The following is a 23,361-nucleotide window of genomic DNA, read 5'->3' on the forward strand; positions in this document are numbered from 1 at the left end:
TAATCTATAGACAATAAGCCCATAAATACAAGTGGATCGAGCACAGGCCGAGCCTGCAATTACATGTACATACCGCCGTCGACGTGAACCGTCTGCCCTGTCATATAGGACGAAACATCGGATGCGAGAAATCGAACGATATTGGCAATATCTTCGGGTGAGCCCAGACGTTCAAGCGGTATGCCCTCGACAAGCTTAGCCTTCATATCTTCTGGCAGCTTATCGGTCATATCGGTTTCAATGAATCCAGGCGCGACACAGTTAACGGTAATATTCCGCGAAGCGAGTTCACGGGCGGCTGCTTTCGTCAAGCCGATTACGCCAGCTTTCGCCGCAACGTAATTCGCTTGACCGGGGTTACCCAGAGCCCCTACAACGGATGAAATATTAATAATGCGGCCGGAGCGCTGCTTCATCATTGATCGAGTGACGGCTTTGATTCCATTGAATACGCCCTTCAAATTCGTCTCAATGACTTGATCGAACTCATCTTCCTTCATTCGCATGATTAGATTATCACGCGTAATGCCGGCGTTATTCACCAGAATGTCGATTGATCCGAACGCATCAACCACCTGCTTCACCATTGACTCGAACTCATCAAGCTTGCCGACATTCGCTTGGAGCACGAGCGCGCGGCGACCGAGCGCCTCGACAGCTTGCGCGGTTTCGGCTGCAGCAGCCTGGCTTCCCGCGTAATTGATCGCGACATCTGCACCGGCTTCTGCCAGCGCAACAGCAATTGCACGTCCGATTCCCCGGGACGCCCCCGTCACAAGCGCTGTTTTCCCTTCTAATGATCCAAACACGTGTACTCCCCCTCTCGTTAATCCCTAATGGAACCGAGGATCTGCACCCTACGGTAATCTTAACCGCCCATGAAAGACTTTTCCGATTCGTTAGCCCGCTGAGACCGCCTCAAGAGCGGACACGCTGTTAATGGAGATAACGGTTGCTCCTTTGTCAATCTTCTTAATCAGCCCTGCAAGTACGGTACCAGAGCCGATTTCCACGAAGGTGTCTACTCCCTCTCCGATCAGATAGCGAATACTATCTTCCCACAGAACGGGGGAGTATACCTGCTCGGCTAACAGCCGGCGGATATCGTCCGCGTCCGTAACGGGCTTTGCCGTAACGTTGGCTATCACCTTCACGGCAGCATCGGACAGCGGAAGCTCGGCAAGAACATCGTCCAGACGGTCCGCCGCCGGCTTCATAAGCGAAGAATGAAAAGGTCCGCTTACTTCAAGCGGGATTACGCGCTTTGCTCCGGCTTCTTTGCCGCGCTCCACAACGCCTTGCACCCCTTGGGCGGTTCCGGATACGACAATCTGTCCCGGACAGTTTACGTTCGCCAGCTCAACCACACCAATTTCCGATGTGACCGATGCACATAGCGAGGCCAGCGCTTCACGCTCTAATCCGAGAACCGCTGCCATCGCGCCTTCACCGCCCGGCACCGCCTGTTCCATGAATTCACCGCGGGCACGAACTGTACGCACCGCATCCTCGAACGATAGCACGCCAGCCGCTACAAGGGCGCTGTATTCACCAAGACTGTGTCCCGCTACGTAATCGGGCTTCATGCCGCGGCTGCGGAAAGCCTCCAGCAGCGCAACGCTGACGGTAAGAAGCGCCGGCTGTGTGTAGGCGGTCTGTTTCAGCTTCTCTTCCGGTCCTTCGAAAATGATATCGCTCAGCTTGAAACCGAGCGCTTCATCGGCACGCATGAACACATCGCGCGCTGCATCTATTGAATCATATGCGTCTTTCCCCATCCCGACCGCCTGCGCGCCTTGACCAGGAAAAACAAATGCTACTTTACCCATTATCGTACAACCTCCAACCCATGTGCATTTCCTTTACCAGACAAGCACGGCTGCGCCCCAAGTCAAGCCGCCGCCGAAACCGACAAGCACGACCCGGTCGCCTTCGTTCACGCGGCCCTGTTCTACGGCCTCGGCAAGCGCAATCGGAATAGAACCGGCGGAAACGTTGCCGTATCGATCCAAATTGATCATGCACTTTTCTTCCGGAAGATCGAGCCGATTAAGCGCGGATTGTATAATTCGAATGTTCGCTTGGTGCGGAACCAGTAAATCAATCTCGCTTTTATCCATACCGGCTTTGCGCAGCGCATCCTCAGCTGCTCCACCCATAATTCGAACCGCGAATTTGAATACCTCGCTGCCAGCCATGTGAATATAATGCTTCTTCTCCGTGACGCTTTGCTCCGTGGACGGCAAGCGCGAGCCTCCGCCGTTAATGCACAGCAGATCGCCGCCTGCACCGTCTGCGCCGAGCTCGAACGATTTGAACCCGCGGCCTTCGGGCACACGGCCAAGCACGACCGCTCCTGCGCCGTCTCCGAACAGAATGCATGTGTTGCGATCGGTATAGTCCGTCACGCGCGATAAGCACTCCGCTCCGACCACGAGCACATGGTTGTACATGCCGGACGCAATCATGCTGGAAGCTGTGGCAAGACCATAGATGAACCCGGAACAGGCCGCCGACAGGTCGAACGCCGCCGCTTTCTTCGCGCCTAATTTATCCTGCAGGAGGCATGCGGTAGATGGAAAGAACTTATCTGGCGTAATCGTTGCTACAATAATTAAATCCAAATCTTCGGCCGCTACATTGGCTGCCTGAAGCGCCTTCTGGCTTGCAAGAAAGGCAAGATCAGACGTCGCTTGCTCGCTGGATGCAATCCGGCGCTCACGAATACCGGTCCGGGTGACGATCCATTCGTCATTCGTCTCGACCATCTGCTCAAGCTCGCGGTTTGTTAAGATGCGGTCCGGAACGTATTTACCGGTTCCGAGTATACCTACGGGATGTAATTGCATGTGACACTCTCACTTCCTGCTGAATTCCGTTGCAATTGACTCAACAAGACGGTTTTGCACGGCCGTTCTGGCTCTGCCGATCGCATTCTTGACCGCCTTGCTGTCCGAGGAACCGTGACATTTGAGCACGAGTCCGTTAACACCGAGCAGCGGGGCAGCCCCGTGCTCCTTATAATCCATCTTGGCGCGCAGCTCTTGCAGCTTAGGGCGCACGGTCAGCGCTGCAAGCTTCGTGATCCAGCTGCTCGTCAGCGCATTGCGCACCTCTCGCATCAGAGCACTTGCCGTGCCCTCCATCGCCTTCAGCATAATGTTGCCTGCGAAGCCGTCGCACACCAGAACGTCGCAGTTGCGGATGAGCACATCGCGCGCTTCGACATTACCGATAAAATGGACGGGAGCGGACTGCATCAGCTCGAAGGCAGCCTTGGTCAGCTCATTACCCTTCATCGCTTCGGTTCCGACATTCAGCAGCCCGACTCGCGGTTGTTCCAATCCATGTACCTTGGAGCGATAAATGCTCCCCATAATAGCATATTGAAGCAAATGCTCCGGCTTGGCGTCCATATTGGCACCAAGGTCCAAAGCCAGGACGCCGATATCGTCCATCGTCGGCAGCATAGGAGCCAACGCCGGACGTTCGATGCCGTTAATGCGTCCAACGACGAGAAGCCCCGTCGTCATAAGCGCACCGGTATTGCCGGCGGAGATCATGGCCTCTGCCTCTCCGTCGTGTACGAGCTGGCCGGCAACAACCATGGATGCGCCCTTTTTCCGTCTTACCGCCTTAACCGGTTCATCGTCAGGACCGATAACGTCATCCGCATGGACGATCGTCAAGTTAGCGGGTTTCTTTCCACTCAGAAAGGATTCGATTTGCGCCGTGTCCCCGACGAGCAGCAGCTGTGTATCCGACCACTCCGCCGCCGCCTCCAGAACACCGTGAACAATCTGTTCGGGAGCATGATCGCCACCCATGGCGTCAATTGCGATCCGCACGTTCGTTTCCTCCCTCGATGATAGGCTCTCCCGCGGATCGGTAAATGATGAAATGCCCTTGAAAAACCATCTCGTCGCCAACGTATGAGAAGACTTCCACCTTCGCTTTGCTGCGTTCGCCGGAGATCGATCTCAGATAAGCTTTGGCAATACACTTCTCGCCAAGCTTGACGGAGCGAACGAAACGAATGTCCGCTGCAGCGGTAAGCGCAATTTCGTCATTGATCACCGCTACGGCAAGCGAATTCGCTTGCGCGAATACATGGTGTCCGCGGGCAATGCCGGTTCTTGAAAATACATGCTCTTCTTTAATTTCAAATACGGAAATACCGCTGCGGTCAAGCTGCAGATCGACGATATCTCCGATCACCTCATGCAGCGGCAAAGAACGGACCGAGTCGTACGACCGTTCCGCCATCAGCTTCAGCCGCTCCCTCAGTTCGGGAATACCGAGCTCCAACCGATCCAACCTAACTGTTTGTATGCTTACTTTAAGCTGCCGTGTGAGCTCCCGGTCCGTCATGAACGGATTCTCTTCGATTAACCGGGAAAGCTGCTGATGCCGCTGACGTTTTGGAACGCGTTCGATGGTCCGCACAACCTTTGTCATTTAATCTTTGTTATAACCGCGGCTGCCATTCATCTCGCTCATGCCCAAAACCAAGAAGTCGCAAAAGGTCTGGGGATGAGCCAGCTGACAACGGCCGTAAAAAACCGATTCCTTTACAAGCAGCTATTATAACCAGGTACTAACAGTATATAAGAGAACACAACCGGAATCAATGATTAGCGCGATTTTACTCTCAGAAGCCCCGCGGTTCCGGATAAAAAAACAACGCTCCACCATGAGGTGAAGCGCTGCTCAAGAAAAGAAAACTATTGTTTAATGATCTCTCTTGTTTTATAAACTCCGCATACTTTGCAAACGCGGTGACTCAATTTCAACTCTCCGCATTGCTCGCATTTCACCATACCCGGCACCGCCAGTTTGAAGTGCGTGCGGCGTTTGTCACGACGGGTTTTGGATGTTCTTCGTTGTGGTACTGCCATATTTCCCACCTCCTTCACAGAATTCGAACCAACGCTGCTTTTTACGATTCCTTGAATAAATCTTTTAACGCGGCAAGCCTTGGATCGATACGATCCTTCGAGCAGCCGCAATCCGCTTCGTTTAAGTTGGCGCCGCAAGTATGGCACAGCCCCTTGCAGCCTTCATCGCAAAGTGGAACAAATGGCAAGGAAAGCATCATCGTCTCTTCGACGAGCGGTTCCAAATCTAACTTGTCCTCATCGATAACGATCACATCTTCGTCTGCTCCGCCATTATCGCCATTCTTGGCGTTGGCAGGCTTGAAGCGTTCATGAAACGGGACGACAATTTGTTGTTTAACGGGCTCCAGACAACGCGAGCAGGCCATCTCAATGTCGAGCGACAGCTCCCCGTCAAGATGAACGACGCCGAACTTCCCCGATGCATCGAGCTTCACTTCCAATGGACTTACATGCAGAATGTCCTTGCGGACCTCACGCAGCCACTCGGCGTTCAGACTCTCGCGGATCGGAATTTCCGTTCCCTTGGATGCCAGTTCTTGAATATGAATCTCCATAAGATCACTCCAAACAAACAAAGTTTATTATATCGACGTTTGAATCGTTTTGTCAACATTTTCACGCTGTAATATCAAGAACTCATGCAAAACCCGCCAAAAAAAACGTTTATGCCGTTTTTGTTACAAAAAACCGCGTACAAACCAGGGTCCAGCGCCCTATTATATCATTTGCAATGATCGATGAAAATAACGTGAAAGAGCCGAATTTGTTGAATGTATGTTTACGGGTTCTTTAACGCCTGCACCCCGTCGCTGAGCGTGGCGACAGGAATGACCTTGATCCCGCTGCCTATTTGGCGAGCCTTGTCGGCTGCCTCGGCGGCATTCCGTTCAGGCACCAGAAACAGCTGCGCCCCTGCCCGGTCAGCCGCTACCACCTTGTGGCCAACGCCCCCGATCGCCCCCACGGTGCCTTCCGGCTTGATTGTCCCGGTACCGGCTACCTTGAAACCGCCCGTCAAATCTCCCGGCGTCAATTCATCCAGAGCTTGCAGGGCAAACATCAGCCCTGCCGATGGCCCGCCGATACCTTCAGCGTCGATCGCAACCGACCTCGTAGAATCGTCAGGCACAACGTGGCGCAGCTCAGTTAGCTGCTTCACACCGAGCGCCGCTGCCGCTTTCTCGACAGCGCTGCCCGCTTCGCCCTGCACCTGATGCAGCCGAATCCGCACCGTGATCTGCTTGTCGTTCCTTATAACTGTAAACTCGGACTCCTCCCCGGGCGGCATTCCCTCTATCGCCGCAGCGAGCTCTGACAGGCTGTTCACCGCCAGGCCATCGACCTCGATCAGTTCGTCACCGGTGAGGAGCCTCCCGCTCCCCCCGGACTTCGCTTCGGTCCCCGCTTCGCTGACAACCAGCGCGTAAGGCGCAATTTTGTATACGATACCGGCAGCACGGTAGGCGGCTTCCAGCGCGTCGGTCTGCGATCCCAGCATGATGACAGACAACCGCTGCTGGTACTCGCCTGTCGTCTTCCCTTTCAGTAAATCCTTTTTCATAAATAGCTCGATGTTGCGATCCCAAGCGGATCGGAGCGCCATCCAGAAATTAGCGTAGGTCAGCTTGACTGTCGTCAGGAAGAATGCTCCCTCTCCGGGTGAATCGGGAGATACCGCCCGTACAAGCGGCTTCGTCGATATGGCGATCCCTGGTTCATAAGCAGCAAAGGGAGTCGGCACATAGAGCAGCAGCGTCATTACTAACGCTGCGCAAAACGGCCATCTCCACCATCCGCTCTTCATACTGAGCAGCCTTGTCCGCTGCCGATGCTTGCCCATGCCGGTCACCGCCTTTGTAAATAGTGGTCTATCCCAGTCAAGACAAGCGTACAATGTAGTGCTGAAGCGGCATCGCCCCATTAACCAGCACTGGAGTTGATAATACTTATGCTGCGTACGATAACGTTCGCCAGTTTGTCCCTCATACTCGTGGCTGCCATCATATACCGCCCTGCAGAGGCGTTTCAAGCATCGCTGCAGGGGCTCACCGTCTGGTGGAACATTGTCTTCCCGGGCCTGCTTCCGTTTCTGTCCCTGCTTGAGCTGATGCTCGCGTTCGGAGCGGTGCATGCCTTCGGCACCCTCCTAGACCCCTTGATGAAGCGGTTGTTCCGCTTGCCGGGTGAAGCCGGCTTTGCCATGGTCCTGGGATGGACAGGCGGTTTCCCGGCTGGTGCGGAATCAGCTGCCGCCCTTCGGAAGGCAGGCGTCCTTACACAGGGTGAAGGTCAACGGTTGCTTGCGCTTGCTCATATGCCCAGCCCGCTCTTTATCCTGGTCGTCGTCGGGGTTGGATTTCTGCACCGGCCCGACCTGGGTATTGCCATAGCATGCACCGTGTGGCTGACCGGACTGCTTGCTTCTCTCCTCCACGCACGCTTCAGCCGCGAACGGACGCCCGCCGCTGCCGAGCCGCTCCGGCACGACGGAATATTACGGCGGGCCGCTGCCGCTATGGCAGAAGCACGGAATCGCGACGGGCGCTCCTTCGGCAAAACGTTGGGGGACGCCGTTACAGTTTCGGTTGCGAAGCTGATGGCGATCGGCGGGTTTATGATGATGTGCGCAGTCATTGCGGGATTATTCGAATCCCTGCTGCCTAACGCCTTGCCAGCCCCGCTTCTTAATGGGCTTCTCGAAAGTCATATCGGCGCCTTCTCTGCCGCTACTTCGCAGCTGCCAGGCGGTCTCGCATGGAATGTAGGCGCTGTAGCCGCCATTATGAGCTGGGGGGGATTAAGCGCGCTGCTGCAAGCCGGCAGCGCCTTAGCCGGCACAGACCTTTCAGTATGGAAGCTTGGCGTGCATCGGCTGCTGCAGGCTGTACTGGCCTTCTTGATGTCGTTAGCCATTACGAACCTGATTGCCAACCTGGCCATGCGATTTATACCAGCCTCATCGCCTGCCATGCTGCAGGACGGATCCTATGGATTCATAACGGGTCCGCTGCGTGTAAACGAATTACCGCATATCTGGCCATATCTGCCTGTTATGCTGCTATATTTTGCGGGAACACTCGCCTTGCTCTGCCTTATATCGTACGGCGCAGTAAAACGAGCACACTCCGAATGATTGTGAGCTAGCTCTTCGTATATTTCAACGACATCGCGCGATCCACCTCTGGCGGCACCAGGTCCTTCACATTCCCTTGGAAACGTGCGATCTCTTTGACGATGCTCGAGCTCAAATACGAATAGCGCGGGTTCGTCATCATGAAGATCGTTTCGATCTCGCCGTCGAGCTGATGATTCGTTGAAGCGAGCTGCAGCTCATATTCGAAATCCGTTACGGAACGAATCCCTCTGACGATGACTTGAGCATTGCGGGACCGCATAAAGCGGACCAGCAAATCGCGGAAGCTGTCGATCGCCACGTTCGGCATATCGCGCGTGACTTCCCTAAGCAGCTCCTTGCGTTCTTCGACCGAGAACAACGGATTCTTACTCGAATTGTTCAATACGGCGACAATCAAATGATCAAACTGCTTGGCGGCACGATGGATAATATCAAGATGGCCGAACGTGACTGGGTCAAAGCTGCCTGGGTAGACGGCGATTCGCTCCCCTGGGCGCTGGTTGTCCGTAAATTGCATGTGTTACTCCTCCGTTTGCGTCCTGCCGCCTTCTTCAATGGGACGGTAACGATAGATCGTTACCGCTGTATCCCCGTAAAGGGCGTGCTTTGTTTGTTCGAATGCTCCTGTTGTTTCTGGATACTGATGATCAGCGTCATGCTCGACGACGACTGTTCCTCCGGCTTCAAGAAGCCCCCGGTCAGCAAGCTCCTGCATCAAAATATCCATTTCTTTCATCTTGTATGGAGGATCGAGAAAGATAAGTGAAAACGTCGCTGCCCGCTTCTCCAGAACCTTCAACGCCCGACCAGCCTCGTTCCGGTATATTTCTGCGCGTTCAGCAACCCTCGCAGCTTCAACATTCCGCTTAATAACCTCTATACTCTGGCGCTCCAGATCCACAAATACCGCATGCTCCATACCGCGGCTCAGCGCTTCTATTCCCAAACCGCCGGTTCCGGCAAATAAATCAAGCGCCCGTCCGCCGTCAAAATAAGGACCGATCATACTGAAAATCGCTTCCTTCACCTTGTCCGTCGTCGGCCGCGTATTCATGCCTGGAACTGCTTTTAGAGCACGGCCTTTAGCCGTCCCTGCAATGACTCTCAACGTGCTGACCCCTCTCTAGCATTCAACTGCTGATATAGTACCACACTTTTCCGCCCTTGTTAAAGCATCGGCGGCTTCCCCGGGTCTGCCGTTGTCCGCCCCTCCGATACGGCAGACCGAGGAAGCGTCCTCCAATTCAAAGCTTGTTTGACCGCGTTCTTAGTCATGAGTCTTGATGAGCGTGCCTATATATAAGGATGATGGCGGTTTTTGCCTTACGCTTGTTCGCCTGGCCTCAGGCATGACTGCAGCTGAAGGAGTGTGATCGTATGGATATCGGAACGCGGCTGTTCCGGTCTGCTCTGCTTGGCTTGGCAGGTAATCGCGTGGCCAAAAAATTCTCGGAGCGTTATGGTATGAAGCTTGGCGCCAGCCGGTTTGTAGCCGGCGAAACGATGGAAGCAGCCATTGAGCAAGCGAGGCGGTTGAATCAATCCGGCGTCATGGTAACGCTCGATTATTTGGGTGAAAGCGTGACAAGCATCGAGGAAGCCGAAGCCTGCGAGCGTGCTTACATCGATCTCCTTCAAGCGATCCGCACCGCTAATATTGAAGGGAATATCTCGCTGAAGCCCACCCAATTCGGTCTGGCTCTCAATGAAGACCTTTGTCTGGCCGGTATTCGGAGGGTGACCCGTGAGGCCGCTGAACGAGGCATTTTCGTTAGGCTGGATATGGAGGATAGTCCATGGACGGATGCAACGCTCCGAATTGTACGCACGCTAAAGGCAGAAGGCTGCGGCAATATCGGAACGGTCATTCAAGCCTGCTTATATCGAAGCCGCCAGGATGTCAGAGCTTTATCCGCCGAAGGCATCAATCTGCGGTTAGTCAAGGGGGCTTATAAGGAACCGCCAAGCATCGCTATAGCTTCGAAAAGAAAAGTCGACGCCAATATGCGGCATCTGATCAAAACACGGCTGGACAGCGGTGTTTATACAGCCATCGCCACCCACGACGAAGAAATTATTCAGTGGGTCAAATCGTATACGAGGACCCATAACGTATCCCGCTCGGCCTTTGAATTTCAGATGCTGTACGGAATACGAACGCCGCTGCAGGTGTCACTCGCCCGCCAGGGATATACCGTCAGGAGCTACGTTCCGTTCGGAAGCAGCTGGTATCCTTATTTCGTCCGGAGACTGGCAGAACGGCCGGCCAACGTCCTGTTTATCGCACGAAGCCTGTTTAAAAAAGGCTGAATCGCAAGCTGGGCACGGGGCAAGGCCAAAGCAAAAAGAACCGGCCAGGAGGCTTACCCGGCCGGTTCTTGCTTGCATTACCCTGCTTCCGGAGCAGCTGGCGCGCCGCTTTCCGTACTAGCATCAGGTTCTTTTTTTAGATGATTCGTAATTTTCGCATTCGCCTTCAGATCCGTGATCCAGGTTTGAGATAGCTCGCTTATCTTGGTGCTGATCAGCGACTCTTGGATCTCCGCTTTATGATCCTCAAAATTCGCGGTCGTGGCCGCCTTATGCTCGGTAAACTTAATGATGTGATAGCCGTGGCTGGTTTGAACGATCGGGCTAAGCTCGCCTGGTGTCTTCAAGGCGAAGGCGGCCTTCTCGAATGGCTCCTCCATCTGGCCTTTCCCGAAGAAATCAAGATCGCCCCCAGCATCCTTCGATCCGGGATCGGTTGATTTTTCCTGTGCCAGCTTGGCGAAGTCCGCACCATCTTTGAGCTGTGTCATTATGGCTTCTGCTTCTTCCTTCGTCCCCACCAGGATGTGCGATGCCCGAACCTGTTCAGGCGTATCATACGTGGTCTTGTTCTCGTCAAAATATTGCTTCACCTGCTCGTCGGTTACGCTCTCCTTAGCCTTAGGCTCCAGCAGCTTGCGCATCTGGACTTGGCGTGGAATCTGCTTCTTCAGATCGTCAAGCGTCATGTTCGACTGCTGAAGCGCTGCGTTAAAATCTTCCTCGGACGGGAAGTTCTTCTTTACTTCTTCGATTTCTTTGTTCACATCTTCATCCGTAACCGTGATTCCGGCTTTCTTCGCTTCTTGGTCAAGCAGTTCTTCGTTGATCAGATTGTCCAGAATCGAATCGCCGCCCAGCTCAATCATCGAATCGTACAGCTGATCCTGCTTGATATCGACACCGTTCACCGTGGCAACGACTTCATTGCTTCCGCCACCGAACGGCGGCTTTATAAGTGCAATCGCCAGCAGGACTACCAGGCCGATGGATACGAACATCCACCCTTTATTGTTTTTGCCGCCTGCAGCTGCTGTTTCACCGGCTTCGGTTCCGGAATGGATATCGCTTGGTTTATCATCCATATCCGTTCCATCGGCAGCTGTATGCTCCCGCTCGATGTCTGAATTTACGAATGTCGAGGGATCCGAGCCCTCATCGCTTCCAGGAACCTCTTCTTTGGATGCCGCAATTTCGCGGACCGCACCTTCCGGTTGATCGGCTGCACGTGTTTCTTCTTTACCCCCTGCTTGATTGCGTTCTAATTCCTTCTGCTGCTCATCTTTCTCGTTCAACTAAAAAACTCCCTTCCGAAATGTGGTTGCCAGTAAGCTTGTCTGTATGCAGTCACTATATCAGAAGCAAGTTAGCGAAACCTTAAGAGAAGATAAAAAAGCCCGTATTCCTACAAAATAAACCAATTTACTGGTATAAGCAGCAGTGGCGTGAAGATGGCGCAGGCAGCCATCGAGAAGCTGCTAATCCCGCCCTTTTCCTCTGAATCCGCAAGCAGCTTCGCCGAACCGATCCCATGCGATGAAGCTCCGATCGCAATGGAGGCTGAAACGTAATCATGCACCCGGGCCAGCCGCAGCAGCGGAGGACCTGCGATGCTGCCAAACAATCCGGTGACAACCGTAAGCGCTGCAGCAAGCTCGGGAGAACCGCCAAGCCAGCTGGCCAAATCAGCCGCTACAGGAGCCGTGACGGATTTGGGCAGGACCGCATACAGCAGCTCCTTAGAGCCGCCGAGCAGGATGACGCAAAGAGCATTGACCGTAATACCCAGGACGCTGCCGATAAACGCACCCATCAGAAGTTTGGGCAGCATCGGCCTAAGCCGCATGGCTTGTTTGTACAGCGGCACCGCCAATGCCACCGTGGCGGGTCCAAGAAAGAAAGAGACAATGCTGCCTCCCGCATTATAAGTCTTATAGTCAATCGATCCGGCTAGCAGAACAAGATAAACGATGAGCGGCGCAGACAACAAAGGATGCAGCCACCGGACCTTAGCATAAATCGCAAGTGCCGCTCCGTAAGCAAGCACGGTGACCGTCGTACCGAACAGCGGATTAGAAAACAGAGTGCTGCTGCTCATGCGCAGGCTTTACCCCCTTCTTACGGTCGACGAGCAGCCGCATTACAAGACCCGAAAGCAGCGTTACCGCAGACGTGCCCGCAATAATACTGACCGCTATAACCGGCCAAGCTTCGCTCAACATGGGAATAAATACGGATACTCCTGCCAGGAGCGGCACGAAAAACAGCATCATATGCCGCGTCAGCAGCGTGGCGGCCGATTCCACCCACTCCAGCTTGATCAAACGCGTGAACAGGGCCAATGTCAGCAATAACAGCCCCAAAACATGCGAAGGGAGCGGTACGCCCGCCCCTTCATGCAGCAACCACCCCAAGCCGTCAAAACCAATGATAATGATGAATCCTTTCATTCTTTGCCGTCTCCTCCGATTATGGATGCCGGGTACCGGCAGCTGCCGGCTCAATTCACCCGATTTATGTCCTTGCCTCCTTGAAACGCTTGTAGATTGGAAGCAGCTATCCCCATCAGCCGTTGGCGGGCTTCAACCGTCTCCCAGGCGATATGCGGAGTGATATAACAATTCGATACCCCGATCAGCGGGTTATCCACCGCCGGCGGCTCCACGGACAAGACATCAAGTCCAGCGCCGGCAATCTTTCCTTCCTGCAGCGCCTCAGCCAATTCCTGCTCGACAACATGACCGCCCCGTGCGGTATTAATGAAGAAGGACGTCGGCTTCATTAGCCCCAGCGTACGTTTATTAATCATGCCGGAGGTCTCTTTCGTCAGAGGACAGTGGAGCGTGACTACATCCGATTCAGCGAACAGCTCCTCCTCGGAAACGAACCGAACCTCCTCGAGGCCATCGATGCGCTTCACCGTACGGGTATGAACGATGACCTTCATACCGAAGGCAAGGGCCACTCTGGCTACCTGTTGGCCGATTTGACCAAACCCGAAGATACCCATCGTCTTATCCGCCAGCTCGAGGAGCGGATGGAGCGTGAAGGTGAAATCCGGCCCAGCTGACCAGCGTCCGTCATGAACCGCCGCATTGTGGGCAGCGACAGCGTTACAGCTTTCCAGTAGAAGCGCGAATACCAGCTGAGCGACCGAATGCGTGCTGTAATCCGGAACGTTCGTTACCACGATGCCCTGCTCTGCGGCAGCTTGTATATCTACAATGTTATAGCCTGTTGCAAGAACACCGATATATTTTAAATTCGGCAGCTGCCGGATTACTTCGGCGTTGAGCGGTGTTTTGTTCGTGAGCACGACTTCGGCGGAAGCAGATCTTTCCAGAATCTCGTCACCAGACGACCGGTCATGCACGGTTACGTTTCCAAGCTTGGTAAGCGGCTCCCATGACAAATCCCCAGGGTTGAGCGTATAACCATCCAATATGACTATGTTCATGCTTCATCAGCTCCTATTGTGTTCCGTAGTTTACTTCAATGATAGTCCTGTATGGGCTTGCATGTCCAGCATGAGGAACGCATCTTTAACCGTCCGGAAGAAATTGAACGAGGTTCTTTTAAGCTTCGATGTATATTTCTCTGGGCTTCCGGTAATCCTTATCATATCGGCATCGCGAGGTGCCGTAGACAACCGCGGAGAAGACTTACGTTTCCCCATAAGCTCTTCGTCCGGTTTCTCCTCTCCCATGAAAAGGGGCCCCCGAAAGGGGGCCCCGGTTTTTTTATAATCATGAGTAATGTTACGGATTTACATGCGTCACTTTGTAAAGGAAATTCGTTTAACACCATAAATGATAAACCAAGAAGCAGTCTGCCGCGGCAGACTGCTTCTTGGTTTATTACCTATCACATGAACATGGCTTATTGATTATCGCGCTGGCTAATACGGATAGTAAATCACCATACTGATTCTTACCAATGAATGACCAGAATTATGATAAGCATGGGGCCTGTCTGCCCTAAAACGTATGGAATCGCCAGCTATCACGGTGTATTCTTCATTATTTACGCGGACAGTCAGTTCACCGTCAAATACAGTTAAAAATTCCTGAGTGCCTTCTCTGTGTGGTTCAGAACTCAAAAAAGCTCCTTTTTTCATCTCAATCGAATACATTTCAAACCGTCTCCCTTCTTCGTAAGGGAAAAACGGATAAAGCACAAATCTTTCGTTATCTTCCTTTAGTGTTTGGATTTCGTTCTTATAAACCATAACTGTATCTGATTGTGGCTCGTTAATCAGGGTCGTGAAGGAAACTTTTAAACCATTTGCTATTTTCCAAACCGTTCCAATCGAAGGATTGGATTCGCCGCGTTCTATTTGACCAAGCATGGTTTTACTTACCCCTGTCATCTCAGCTACCTTATCCAGACTAAGTCTCTGCAGCTCACGCAGCTTCTTTAAGTTATTGGCGAGTACAAAATTTATATCCTGCACATAACTTCCCCCTCTTGTGCTTTATAACGGCCATATTGTATAATCATAACGCACATACGTTATGACGCACATATGTACAATTATAGCACACGAGAGGCAGATGCCAAATGTCGGTAATACCTTTTTTGTTGTATGTTATTGTAACCTCAATCACACCCGGTCCCAATAACATCATGGCCATGGCCATAGCTAACAAATATGGTTTCAAAAGGTCACTCAACTTTGTTTATGGTGTCGCAACTGGTTTTTTGCTTCTAATGCTGCTCTGCTCTTATTTCACTTTCTCCCTGTACAGCTATATACCCAAGATTAAGTTTGCTATGAGTATCTTAGGAAGCCTGTACATGCTTTATCTTTCATTTAAAATAATGAAGAGTGCTCTTCATAAAAACGATAAAGATGATAAAGACAATAATGACGGTCGGTGGAACTCATTCTTTTCCGGCATGATGCTGCAGTTCATTAATTTCAAGGTGATTTTATATGGGATTACAGCGATCTCCTCTTTCATAATTCCATTTTATACTTCTCATATTAGTTTGATTTTATTTTCGTTTTTTCTAGCTTTTGTTGGACTGGCGGCAACTTCTTGTTGGGCGGTCTTCGGTGCGTTGTTTCAAAAATTTCTATTTAAATATGAAAAACATTTCAATATTTTCATGGGGATCTTATTAATTTATAGCGCAATTTCTTTACATTTATAGGATTCGGTCTAATGAACAAGTAAATCTGCAGCGTTATTGTTATTACCACTGCAACTGTCTGCTATTGCACTCCTTTTTTGTACGAATTGAAAATACGGATAACCCCTCCCGGCATATGAATGATGTAATCCGTTTCTGAAGGGGTTCGTGACGCATGATATTTATGAAGAACATCCTTGCCGTAATTACACTTTTCCTATTTACTTATCTGTTCATTTATCCCGCTATAATCTTCGCTATTCTAATACTGGGATTTACAACTTCGTGGAGCTCCGGCATATCCATGCTAGCTGCAGCCATCATACTGAAAATTATCGTACATCTATATTCGACTGATAGACATTCTGCGCAAAGAAAAAGTCAACGGGACATCGTTTATGTCGAACCATTCTTGATCAATAAGACACCTCCTCCATTGAATGAAATTGATTATGAGGTCCGTTCTTTGCAATGGGAGGAAGATCTAATATTAGAGATATTGCAAGCATGCGGACCCGAGGATAACTATTATGAACAGTATCCTTATAATAGACAGTGTCATTACTGCAAAGAAACCATGGCCAGAAACAAATAAAAACTCCCTCTATTACGGAGTAAAGGGCTGCCGCAAGGCAGCCCCTTTGCTGTCGGGAAGCCTCAACAAGTATTATACAATAACCAAATAATCAAACAGTTATATAATCGTTTACTTATAATAATTAGCTGTATATAATACAGTTACAGTTAGCCTTTACATGGAAGGAGACGTTGAAATGGAGAAGATCGATGAGTTAGCGGAGTGCATGAAGCTCCTCTCGGACAAGACGAGGTTAACGATATTAGCCTTGTTGAAAGAACGAGAAATGTGCGTATGCGATATCGTCGATATATTGGATACAACCCAGCCCAACATCAGCCAGCATCTAAAAAAGCTAAAACTAGGCGGCCTCGTCAATGAAACCCGGCGCAGCCAATGGATTTATTATTCCTTGAATATGGACAACAAACCGCATCTACAAAGCGTTATGAAGCAGCTTCCTTCCATGAAGGAAAGACTGGAATCACGAACGGCTTTGCGATGCGAATAATCAGGAGGCAGCATGCTCGCTATCGCTTCTATAATATTTTTGGCGACGTTGGTGCTCGTCATCTGGCAGCCCAAAGGGTTGAGTATTGGCTGGTCCGCTGCCGGCGGGGCTGCCATTGCCCTTTGTTTGGGCGTTTTTGTGGGATGTCACCCAGATGGTGTGGAATGCGACGCTCACATTCGTTGCCATAATTTTCATTTCATTAATTTTAGATGAGATTGGATTTTTCGAATGGGCTGCGCTGCATATGGCACGCTTCGCCGGAGGAAACGGCCGTCTCATGTATGTGTATGTCATTCTGCTGGGTGCAGCAGTTGCGGCCTTCTTCGCGAACGATGGGGCTGCCCTCATCTTAACGCCAATCGTTCTTGCGATGGTCAGAGCGTTAAAGTTCGATGACCGCATGATTTTCCCGTATATCATGGCCAGCGGTTTTATTTCGGATACCGCATCCCTGCCGCTGACCGTAAGCAACCTCGTGAACATTGTATCGGCAGACTTCTTCTCCATTACATTCGTGGAATATGCCAGCCGGATGATTGTTCCGACGTTGTTCTCGGTTGCGGCCAGTTTGCTTGTATTGTTCTTCTACTTCCGAAAGAGCATTCCTGCACATTACGATTCGCAACAGCTTAAGAAGCCTGCCGATGCGATAAGAGACATGCGGCTGTTCCGCCTTTCCTGGGTTATTCTGAGTGTACTCCTGGTCGCGTACATGCTAAGCGAATCCATCCATGTCCCGGTATCTATTGTCGCCGGAGCTGCAGCCATCATATTTCTGTTTTTCGCAAAACGGAGTCCTGCCATACATACCTGGAAGCTGGTAAAAGGTGCCCCCTGGGCTGTTGTCATATTCTCGATCGGTATGTATGTTGTCGTATATGGATTGCGTAACGTTGGCCTGACTGACGAGCTCGGCAAGATTTTTCAATGGTTCAGCGAGCAGGGATTATTCGTTTCAACGGTGGGTTCCGGCTTCATCGCAGCCATCTTGTCGTCCATCATGAATAACCTGCCAACGGTTATGATTAATGCTCTAGCGATTAAGGGGACGGTAACAGAAGGTGTTATACGAGAATCCTTGATCTATGCCAATGTTATCGGCTCGGATTTAGGCCCCAAAATCACGCCGATCGGATCACTTGCTACCCTGCTCTGGCTTCATGTCTTATCCAAGAAAGGGATTAAGATCAGCTGGGGGTACTACTTTAAAGTGGGCCTGATTCTGACTGTTCCCACCCTTCTTATAACGCTCGTTGGGCTTTACCTCTGGTTATGGATTATCGGTTCCGCGGGTATCAACGTCTGGATCATCATCGCCGCCATCGGGCTCGCCTCCGCTCTTGCTATGATCGTACTGAGCGGCATTCAATCGGCAGCCAAACAAAATGCAGCGCGCATCGTAAAGGAAAAATAACGTATGACCTTCCATTCACACAAATAATAAGGAGGACTATTATCATGCAGAAGAATTACCAGAACCTCATTGATGACAAAATCTTCTTTGGCGGCGCTGCCGACGTCGAGGATATGTTTAACAACGAAGGGATTGAAGTCGTCGTGGATTTGCGCGGCGAAGCAACCGAGTGTGCGTTTCCAAACAATGGCCTGGAGTGGATTCAGGTACCTCTTGGCGATAACGCTAACGGACCTCAGGACAAGCTATTCAAGGATGCCATTCACCACGTAATTGAGGCGTATAACAGCGGCAAGAAAGTTGGATTCCATTGTGGCGGCGGTGGCGGCCGAGCGGGTACAGTGGCGGTTGGCACACTGATTGAGCTGGGCAAATGCCAAACGATTGAAGAAGCCGAGGCATTGGCAAAGTCCATTCGTCCGAAGGTAAATATCAAGCCTCCACAGCGTGAGGCTCTTGATAAGATTTACGGTTAATTATAATACAGGGATGAGCCGGGCTATTGATGCCCTCCTCATCCCCGTTTTTATTTTCTACACCAAATAAGTCTGCCTGCTCATCGTTTACACCGCCGCCGAACGTCTCGGCACCGCAATGCTGTCAAGTTAAAAAAAACCGCATAATTCTAATCTTCTTCTAATAATCGCACTGAAGGGCATGCCTAGCCAGGGATCACTTCTTCTATAGTAAGTTCTGGGCTGTTTGATATGTGTTATATTGATTCCGGGTAATCGCCATAACCAATTCATACAACCAGATGGAGGGGACAGACCGAAATGACAAACATGAAACGAATCGGAAAACTAATTGCTGGAGTCACGATCAGTCTATCCGTTATCTTATCCGGTAACATAATACTGGCACCACAATTCGCTAAAGCTGCAGCTGCATCTTCTAATACGGTCGCGAATAGCATTCTTACAGACGGACAACAATTCTTAGGAGTTCCTTATCACTTCGGAGCAAAATCTGGGCAAACGGATCGATTCGATTGTTCATCGTTTACGCAATATATCTATAAATTAAACGGGATCGATATCCCGAGATCGTCGAAAGAGCAATCAACAATCGGAACTTATGTATCGAAAGACGAGCTGAAGCCTGGAGATTTGGTTTTCTTCTACTCACCGATTCACCATGTCGGTATTTACATGGGCAACGGTAAAGTCATTCATACGTATGGCAAACCCGGTGTAACGATAACCGATATGGATACCGGCTGGTGGAGCGATCATTATACGACAGCTCGCAGAGTCATACCCAATAACGGACAAGCAGTAACGGAATCGGCCGATAAGCAGTCAGCAGCAAAGTCTGGCAAAGCACCTTCGAATTCCGCACAAGACAATCAAGCAGACTCAGCGGACGACCTTGACGATTAGTATGGATGAAATAAATTCGATTGATCCGGTTGATGCAGAATCATTACAAAACGTGCAGCCCGGTCCTCGTTAGGGGACAGGCTGCACGTTTTCTTTTTTCCTCTATGACCCAGCGGCAACAATGTCAGATTAGGCTGCCTAGTGCAAGGCGCCATCCAAACAACTACATGCTCTATATCACTTCAAGGCCGTACGCATCAGGAAGCGCCGGATGGGCTTGATGCGGCTCCGACTGATACCAGAACGCGACAGACGCGATATCGTCCTGCAGCGGCAGATACTTACCGTGTGAACGCCATCCGAGAGCCTGTACCGTTACTCGAAGATCGGCTTCAAACCGGATCGGATCCATAATGTGCCACCGGTACATACCGAATCGCTGATTCGCTTTGTATAGACCGTCGGGTTTGATATGCTGGTGCATCCCAAGGAATGGCGTCGAATACGTAACATATTGGCCGTTCATATCCCAGTTCCAAGCTCCGCCGAAATAATCCTCCGTACCTGTTCCGCAGATCGTAGGGAACTCGCCATCCCCATCCATGAAAAATTTCACTTCGCCCTCGCCAAACCAATTATTGCTGTTTACCTGCCAAGCCAGGTAAGTGCCCACATAATGTCCTTTACCTTGAATGCCATCCACAATCGTATGAACATCCTTGTATTGAAGCGGATTGCTGCGGCGCCATTGGGCATGGAAATAGGCCATATCGCCCGGCACTTCAGTCAGTGTATAGTCAATTTGATAATAGAGTACGTGGTTATGATCGCTGACATTGTCCATTACGATTTTGGCCTTTTGACGAAATGGCATCTCCCAGTAGCTGTTGAAGCCATTCGCTGGATTCACCGATACCGGCAGTGAGTTGACCAAGCTCCGCTCGCACCATCCGTTGCAGAAGAAGTCGCCTACCGGTACGCGGACAGATGGCGTTTCTTCATCATCCCAATAGATGTTCAGAATCAGATGGCGCCAGGATTCCACCGGGCATGTCAGCCAGATGTGCTGAATGACGCCGGGACCGTCCATTTCCGCCATGGTGAAGGAGGTGTTAGCCGGCACAATAACCGAAGGCGATATTTTCCAGCCTTGACCGAGATTTCCGGAAGCAGCCAAGCCTGTCCCTTCGGTGGCCATGCCTCCCTTTCCCTTCTCGCCTGTAAAATTCTCCGGCGTTATTGAACGCGTCTTCGCATTGGATAGTCTCGCTAAATTACCAAGTCCCATTCCTAGTCCGTTAAAAGCCGTCATCTTGTAACCTCCCGCTTGTGGTAGTCCTTCCTGTAGCCAGTATAGAGGGTTTCGGTTTGTTTGGATTTAGCAATCGTTTAGATTAATTTAGCAAAAGTTCACTTTTTTCTAGACCTTTTCCCGATTCGTTTCTCCATTGTTCTTTATTTTCTCTGGTTATGCGAATACAATGAAGCCATACGGCATCAAAAACTCATTTATCAATTCTTATTGTATGCCCCGCCGATGTTCAATGTTGTCACCTGTTTGGAGAAGAGGGATGAAATTGCTGCAGCATTTATCGCCTTACGTTCGCGTTGCAATGGATCACTGGTTACCCTTGAACGCCTATATACCCGAGAGAGTTATTTGGGATTATGAACTTTTATTCGTGAAGCACGGCGAATTGGAAGTGACGGTCGAAGATACCCTGTACAATGGCACAACAGGAGATGTGTTTCTCTTCAAGCCGAAGCAGCGCCATTCGATCCGTGTCGTAGGGCAGGCGCCTGTCGAGCAGCCCCATGTCCATTTTGATTTAATCGAAGACTCCGACAGTCCATTTATTCCGGTATCCTTCAAGCCCGCTTCAGAGATGGATGAAACCGAGTTAGCGTGGTTTCGCCAGGACTTGTTATCGGGTCCTGAGCTGCTGCTGCCAAGTCGTATTCGGCTTCGCTCACCCAAGGTTTTCGAGAAGCTGCTCTTTACTATCATCCAAGAATTTCGGGCACGCGCCCCCTTCGCGGAGCTGCGGTTGAAAGGACTCATGCTCGATCTGCTCGTTACCTTGATCCGCGATTCGCATTGGCAGATACGCTATGATGAGCCCGATCGCGTAACGCAGCTAACGAGTATGAAGGATTATTTGAACCGGCATTCGGATCGTACAGTTACGCTGGATGAAATGTCAGCCCATTTTCATATGAACAAAAGGTATCTGATTGGGCTATTTCGTCAAGCCTTCGAACAAACCCCGATTCAGTACCATCAACAAATGCGCATGGAGCAAGCCAAAAACCTGTTGAAATTCACGCAGCTGTCGATGCAGGAAATGTCTGAAGCGCTTGGATATCCTAATCTCCATACGTTCAGTCGTGCTTTTAAAAATAACTCCGGCTGCAGTCCTACCGCTTACCGCAATGCATTCCGCCACTCATGAGAACGCCTTCAAATAACCGAACGCCCAGCCCCTCCCCCGCATAGGATGTAGGACCATTCCTATAGGTACGAGAGGGTGTTTCCCAAGTGGACATTCAGCTTACTGCGCTGCACTGGGTTTATCTGGCATTCATTGTGTTTATCATGTCGCTTCTCATTAAACGCAGGGATACGTCACTCATTTGTGTGGTCGGAATTTTTGCGCTTGGCTTGCTTGCGACGGAAAGCCTCAGCGGGTCGGTCAGCGGCGTGTTCAACAGCTTTATTTATGCAACCAAAGAGTTGATCGGAACCATCTTCATCATCTCCATCATTGTAGCCATGAGCCGGATCCTCATCATTACCGGCGTAAACGAAATGATGGTAGCTCCCCTCACACGATTTATCCGGACGCCGGCGCTCGCTTTCTGGGGAATCGGAATTATTATGATGGTCACCTCATGGTTTTTCTGGCCTTCACCGGGGGTTGCCCTGATCGGAGCGGTTCTGCTTCCGGTAGCGGTCCGCGTCGGCCTCCCGGCGTTAGGTGCGGCGATGGCAATGAACCTGTTCGGTCACGGCATTGCCTTATCCGGCGATTATATTATCCAAGGTGCGCCGAAGCTGACTGCTGATGCGGCTGGGTTGCCCGTTACCGATGTCATGCAGGCCAGTATTCCACTTGTTATCGTTATGGGGCTTGTGACCACGGTCACCGCGTTCTGGATGATGAGGCGGGATATGCGCAGAGGGACATGGAGGAACGGTCTGGTTAAACTGGGACCTGGCGGCGGAGCGGAAAGCGACCCGACCCGCACCGACCCTTCCGTCCAAGTCCAGCTGCCGCTGCAATTGAAGCGATGGCTTGCTGTAATCGTCCCGGTGCTGTTTGCCGCCGATGTTATCGCCATGTTCGTGCTCGATTTGCAGGGCGGCGATGCAACGGCCCTAATTGGCGGCACGGCAGTGCTCATTTTAATTGCCATCACAATGATTGCACATCGCAATCGCGGGCTTGAACAAACAACTGTTTATTTAATTGAAGGATTTCAGTTCGGGTTTAAAGTGTTCGGTCCTGTCATTCCGATCGCCGCTTTCTTCTATCTGGGTGACGCGGCTTTCACGGAGCTGTTTGGCAAGTCGCTCCCTGATGGTTCCCATGGGATCGTGAATGATCTAGGGGTCGCGTTAGCTAACCATGTTCCGCTTAACGAAGCAATAGGCGCAATTACACTGACCGTAACAGGTGCGATCACAGGTCTCGACGGCTCCGGCTTCTCCGGTATTTCATTAGCAGGCTCGATCGCTCAGCTGTTCTCCTCCGCTATCGGAACCGGTGCCGATACGTTGACCGCGCTCGGTCAGGTAGCCGCCATTTGGGTTGGCGGCGGAACACTGATTCCCTGGGCACTCATTCCAGCAGCTGCTATATGCGGCGTCGACCCGTTCGAGCTGGCTCGGCGTAATTTGAAGCCGGTGCTCATCGGTCTGGCTGTGACGACGATCGTCGCTATGTTTCTCATTTAGAAGGTGTAGAAGGCCGCCCCAATTGTCACTCTCAATGACATTTGGGGCGGCCTTCTACTTTCTTTCTACCATGCGCTTACATCATGGTCAATC

At 51.2% G+C, this 23,361-nt stretch carries 25 protein-coding genes and 1 pseudogene; 9 read left to right on the forward strand and 17 right to left on the reverse strand.

The window, feature by feature from the left end:
* Positions 1 to 59: 59 nt before the first annotated feature.
* The 8 genes from fabG to NNL21_RS04485 all read right to left on the reverse strand — a co-directional run bounded on the left by fabG (position 60) and on the right by NNL21_RS04485 (position 6,741).
* On the reverse strand, positions 60 to 809 hold the full coding sequence (gene fabG / locus NNL21_RS04450; protein WP_204816221.1) for a 3-oxoacyl-[acyl-carrier-protein] reductase: 750 nt from the start codon (positions 807 to 809) through the stop codon (positions 60 to 62).
* A gap of 90 nt (positions 810 to 899) precedes the next feature.
* Entirely contained in the window at positions 900 to 1,829 is a 930-nt protein-coding gene (gene fabD / locus NNL21_RS04455; protein WP_204816222.1) for an ACP S-malonyltransferase, read from the reverse strand.
* A gap of 33 nt (positions 1,830 to 1,862) precedes the next feature.
* Positions 1,863 to 2,849, reverse strand: a complete 987-nt coding sequence (locus NNL21_RS04460) for a beta-ketoacyl-ACP synthase III (protein ID WP_204816223.1) — start codon at positions 2,847 to 2,849, stop codon at positions 1,863 to 1,865.
* A gap of 9 nt (positions 2,850 to 2,858) precedes the next feature.
* Positions 2,859 to 3,848: a phosphate acyltransferase PlsX gene (gene plsX / locus NNL21_RS04465; protein WP_204816224.1), complete on the reverse strand. Its 990-nt coding sequence runs from the start codon at positions 3,846 to 3,848 to the stop codon at positions 2,859 to 2,861.
* Positions 3,832 to 4,458 carry a transcription factor FapR gene (gene fapR / locus NNL21_RS04470; protein ID WP_204816225.1) on the reverse strand — a complete coding sequence of 209 codons (627 nt, stop codon included), beginning with the start codon at positions 4,456 to 4,458 and terminating at the stop codon, positions 3,832 to 3,834. The genes plsX and fapR overlap by 17 nt, the downstream gene beginning before the upstream one ends.
* A gap of 266 nt (positions 4,459 to 4,724) precedes the next feature.
* Positions 4,725 to 4,898 (reverse strand): 50S ribosomal protein L32, encoded by a 174-nt coding sequence (gene rpmF / locus NNL21_RS04475; protein WP_204816226.1) that lies wholly within the window; start codon positions 4,896 to 4,898, stop codon positions 4,725 to 4,727.
* A 41-nt stretch (positions 4,899 to 4,939) separates the two neighbouring features.
* Complete coding sequence (locus NNL21_RS04480; protein WP_204816227.1) at positions 4,940 to 5,455, reverse strand: YceD family protein; 516 nt, start codon at positions 5,453 to 5,455, stop codon at positions 4,940 to 4,942.
* 224 nt (positions 5,456 to 5,679) lie between these two features.
* Entirely contained in the window at positions 5,680 to 6,741 is a 1,062-nt protein-coding gene (locus tag NNL21_RS04485) for a YlbL family protein (RefSeq protein ID WP_204816228.1), read from the reverse strand.
* A 108-nt stretch (positions 6,742 to 6,849) separates the two neighbouring features.
* On the opposite strand from NNL21_RS04485, the gene NNL21_RS04490 reads away from it, so the two are divergent.
* Positions 6,850 to 8,034, forward strand: coding sequence for a nucleoside recognition domain-containing protein (locus tag NNL21_RS04490; RefSeq protein ID WP_204816229.1), 1,185 nt, complete (start codon positions 6,850 to 6,852; stop codon positions 8,032 to 8,034).
* A 7-nt stretch (positions 8,035 to 8,041) separates the two neighbouring features.
* Here the strand turns inward: NNL21_RS04490 and coaD are convergent, their stop codons facing one another.
* The gene (gene coaD, locus NNL21_RS04495) at positions 8,042 to 8,554 is read right to left on the reverse strand and encodes a pantetheine-phosphate adenylyltransferase (protein ID WP_204816230.1); all 513 of its coding nucleotides are present in this window, start codon (positions 8,552 to 8,554) and stop codon (positions 8,042 to 8,044) included.
* Between the two features lie 3 nt (positions 8,555 to 8,557).
* Positions 8,558 to 9,145: a 16S rRNA (guanine(966)-N(2))-methyltransferase RsmD gene (gene rsmD / locus NNL21_RS04500; RefSeq protein WP_204816231.1), complete on the reverse strand. Its 588-nt coding sequence runs from the start codon at positions 9,143 to 9,145 to the stop codon at positions 8,558 to 8,560.
* Between the two features lie 269 nt (positions 9,146 to 9,414).
* Between rsmD and NNL21_RS04505 the strand changes: the two genes are divergently transcribed.
* The gene (locus NNL21_RS04505) at positions 9,415 to 10,347 is read left to right on the forward strand and encodes a proline dehydrogenase family protein (protein ID WP_204816232.1); all 933 of its coding nucleotides are present in this window, start codon (positions 9,415 to 9,417) and stop codon (positions 10,345 to 10,347) included.
* Positions 10,348 to 10,424: 77 nt separating this feature from the next.
* On the opposite strand, the gene NNL21_RS04510 is transcribed toward NNL21_RS04505, so the two are convergent.
* From NNL21_RS04510 to NNL21_RS04535, 6 genes are all read right to left on the reverse strand, one after another.
* Positions 10,425 to 11,642 carry a peptidylprolyl isomerase gene (locus NNL21_RS04510; protein ID WP_256555045.1) on the reverse strand — a complete coding sequence of 406 codons (1,218 nt, stop codon included), beginning with the start codon at positions 11,640 to 11,642 and terminating at the stop codon, positions 10,425 to 10,427.
* A 110-nt stretch (positions 11,643 to 11,752) separates the two neighbouring features.
* A complete protein-coding gene (locus NNL21_RS04515; RefSeq protein ID WP_204816233.1) occupies positions 11,753 to 12,445 on the reverse strand; it encodes an LrgB family protein in 693 nt (230 codons plus the stop codon).
* Entirely contained in the window at positions 12,420 to 12,797 is a 378-nt protein-coding gene (locus tag NNL21_RS04520; protein WP_204816234.1) for a CidA/LrgA family protein, read from the reverse strand. Before NNL21_RS04520 ends, NNL21_RS04515 begins: the two co-directional genes overlap by 26 nt.
* Before the next feature lie 50 nt (positions 12,798 to 12,847).
* Complete coding sequence (locus NNL21_RS04525) at positions 12,848 to 13,804, reverse strand: D-2-hydroxyacid dehydrogenase (RefSeq protein ID WP_204816235.1); 957 nt, start codon at positions 13,802 to 13,804, stop codon at positions 12,848 to 12,850.
* A 30-nt stretch (positions 13,805 to 13,834) separates the two neighbouring features.
* A complete protein-coding gene (locus NNL21_RS04530) occupies positions 13,835 to 14,053 on the reverse strand; it encodes a hypothetical protein (RefSeq protein ID WP_204816835.1) in 219 nt (72 codons plus the stop codon).
* Between the two features lie 192 nt (positions 14,054 to 14,245).
* A complete protein-coding gene (locus NNL21_RS04535) occupies positions 14,246 to 14,800 on the reverse strand; it encodes a helix-turn-helix domain-containing protein (RefSeq protein WP_204816236.1) in 555 nt (184 codons plus the stop codon).
* A 107-nt stretch (positions 14,801 to 14,907) separates the two neighbouring features.
* Between NNL21_RS04535 and NNL21_RS04540 the strand changes: the two genes are divergently transcribed.
* From NNL21_RS04540 to NNL21_RS04560, 5 genes and pseudogenes are all read left to right on the forward strand, one after another.
* The gene (locus NNL21_RS04540) at positions 14,908 to 15,504 is read left to right on the forward strand and encodes a LysE family transporter (RefSeq protein WP_204816237.1); all 597 of its coding nucleotides are present in this window, start codon (positions 14,908 to 14,910) and stop codon (positions 15,502 to 15,504) included.
* Positions 15,505 to 16,256: 752 nt separating this feature from the next.
* Positions 16,257 to 16,571, forward strand: a complete 315-nt coding sequence (locus NNL21_RS04545; RefSeq protein ID WP_204816238.1) for an ArsR/SmtB family transcription factor — start codon at positions 16,257 to 16,259, stop codon at positions 16,569 to 16,571.
* Between the two features lie 12 nt (positions 16,572 to 16,583).
* Positions 16,584 to 17,988 (forward strand): annotated as a pseudogene (locus NNL21_RS04550) (arsenic transporter).
* A 44-nt stretch (positions 17,989 to 18,032) separates the two neighbouring features.
* Positions 18,033 to 18,464 (forward strand): protein-tyrosine phosphatase family protein, encoded by a 432-nt coding sequence (locus NNL21_RS04555; protein WP_204816239.1) that lies wholly within the window; start codon positions 18,033 to 18,035, stop codon positions 18,462 to 18,464.
* A gap of 300 nt (positions 18,465 to 18,764) precedes the next feature.
* The gene (locus NNL21_RS04560) at positions 18,765 to 19,370 is read left to right on the forward strand and encodes a C40 family peptidase (protein ID WP_309145303.1); all 606 of its coding nucleotides are present in this window, start codon (positions 18,765 to 18,767) and stop codon (positions 19,368 to 19,370) included.
* A 172-nt stretch (positions 19,371 to 19,542) separates the two neighbouring features.
* Here NNL21_RS04560 and NNL21_RS04565 read toward each other — a convergent pair whose 3' ends face one another.
* Entirely contained in the window at positions 19,543 to 20,622 is a 1,080-nt protein-coding gene (locus NNL21_RS04565; protein ID WP_204816240.1) for a glycoside hydrolase family 172 protein, read from the reverse strand.
* 259 nt (positions 20,623 to 20,881) lie between these two features.
* On the opposite strand from NNL21_RS04565, the gene NNL21_RS04570 reads away from it, so the two are divergent.
* Positions 20,882 to 21,763 carry an AraC family transcriptional regulator gene (locus NNL21_RS04570; protein WP_204816241.1) on the forward strand — a complete coding sequence of 294 codons (882 nt, stop codon included), beginning with the start codon at positions 20,882 to 20,884 and terminating at the stop codon, positions 21,761 to 21,763.
* Positions 21,764 to 21,906: 143 nt separating this feature from the next.
* The gene (locus NNL21_RS04575; RefSeq protein ID WP_305880682.1) at positions 21,907 to 23,268 is read left to right on the forward strand and encodes a hypothetical protein; all 1,362 of its coding nucleotides are present in this window, start codon (positions 21,907 to 21,909) and stop codon (positions 23,266 to 23,268) included.
* The last annotated feature ends 93 nt before the right edge of the window (positions 23,269 to 23,361 follow it).

The organism is Paenibacillus mendelii (assembly GCF_024498075.1).
Taxonomy (GTDB): Bacteria; Bacillota; Bacilli; order Paenibacillales; family Paenibacillaceae; genus Paenibacillus_Z; species Paenibacillus_Z mendelii.

Coding starts and splice junctions, on each gene's coding strand:
- NNL21_RS04460 (WP_204816223.1), bottom strand. CDS start 2,849: ATGCAATTACATCCCGTAGGTATACTCGGAACCGGTAAATACGTTCCG.
- NNL21_RS04525 (WP_204816235.1), bottom strand. CDS start 13,804: ATGAACATAGTCATATTGGATGGTTATACGCTCAACCCTGGGGATTTG.
- NNL21_RS04570 (WP_204816241.1), top strand. CDS start 20,882: ATGAAATTGCTGCAGCATTTATCGCCTTACGTTCGCGTTGCAATGGAT.
- NNL21_RS04555 (WP_204816239.1), top strand. CDS start 18,033: ATGCAGAAGAATTACCAGAACCTCATTGATGACAAAATCTTCTTTGGC.
- fabD (WP_204816222.1), bottom strand. CDS start 1,829: ATGGGTAAAGTAGCATTTGTTTTTCCTGGTCAAGGCGCGCAGGCGGTC.
- NNL21_RS04530 (WP_204816835.1), bottom strand. CDS start 14,053: ATGGGAGAGGAGAAACCGGACGAAGAGCTTATGGGGAAACGTAAGTCT.
- rpmF (WP_204816226.1), bottom strand. CDS start 4,898: ATGGCAGTACCACAACGAAGAACATCCAAAACCCGTCGTGACAAACGC.
- NNL21_RS04490 (WP_204816229.1), top strand. CDS start 6,850: ATGCTGCGTACGATAACGTTCGCCAGTTTGTCCCTCATACTCGTGGCT.
- NNL21_RS04565 (WP_204816240.1), bottom strand. CDS start 20,622: ATGACGGCTTTTAACGGACTAGGAATGGGACTTGGTAATTTAGCGAGA.
- NNL21_RS04575 (WP_305880682.1), top strand. CDS start 21,907: ATGTCGCTTCTCATTAAACGCAGGGATACGTCACTCATTTGTGTGGTC.
- fapR (WP_204816225.1), bottom strand. CDS start 4,458: ATGACAAAGGTTGTGCGGACCATCGAACGCGTTCCAAAACGTCAGCGG.
- NNL21_RS04515 (WP_204816233.1), bottom strand. CDS start 12,445: ATGAGCAGCAGCACTCTGTTTTCTAATCCGCTGTTCGGTACGACGGTC.
- NNL21_RS04520 (WP_204816234.1), bottom strand. CDS start 12,797: ATGAAAGGATTCATCATTATCATTGGTTTTGACGGCTTGGGGTGGTTG.
- NNL21_RS04505 (WP_204816232.1), top strand. CDS start 9,415: ATGGATATCGGAACGCGGCTGTTCCGGTCTGCTCTGCTTGGCTTGGCA.
- NNL21_RS04545 (WP_204816238.1), top strand. CDS start 16,257: ATGGAGAAGATCGATGAGTTAGCGGAGTGCATGAAGCTCCTCTCGGAC.
- coaD (WP_204816230.1), bottom strand. CDS start 8,554: ATGCAATTTACGGACAACCAGCGCCCAGGGGAGCGAATCGCCGTCTAC.
- NNL21_RS04560 (WP_309145303.1), top strand. CDS start 18,765: ATGACAAACATGAAACGAATCGGAAAACTAATTGCTGGAGTCACGATC.
- NNL21_RS04485 (WP_204816228.1), bottom strand. CDS start 6,741: ATGGGCAAGCATCGGCAGCGGACAAGGCTGCTCAGTATGAAGAGCGGA.
- NNL21_RS04540 (WP_204816237.1), top strand. CDS start 14,908: ATGTCGGTAATACCTTTTTTGTTGTATGTTATTGTAACCTCAATCACA.
- NNL21_RS04480 (WP_204816227.1), bottom strand. CDS start 5,455: ATGGAGATTCATATTCAAGAACTGGCATCCAAGGGAACGGAAATTCCG.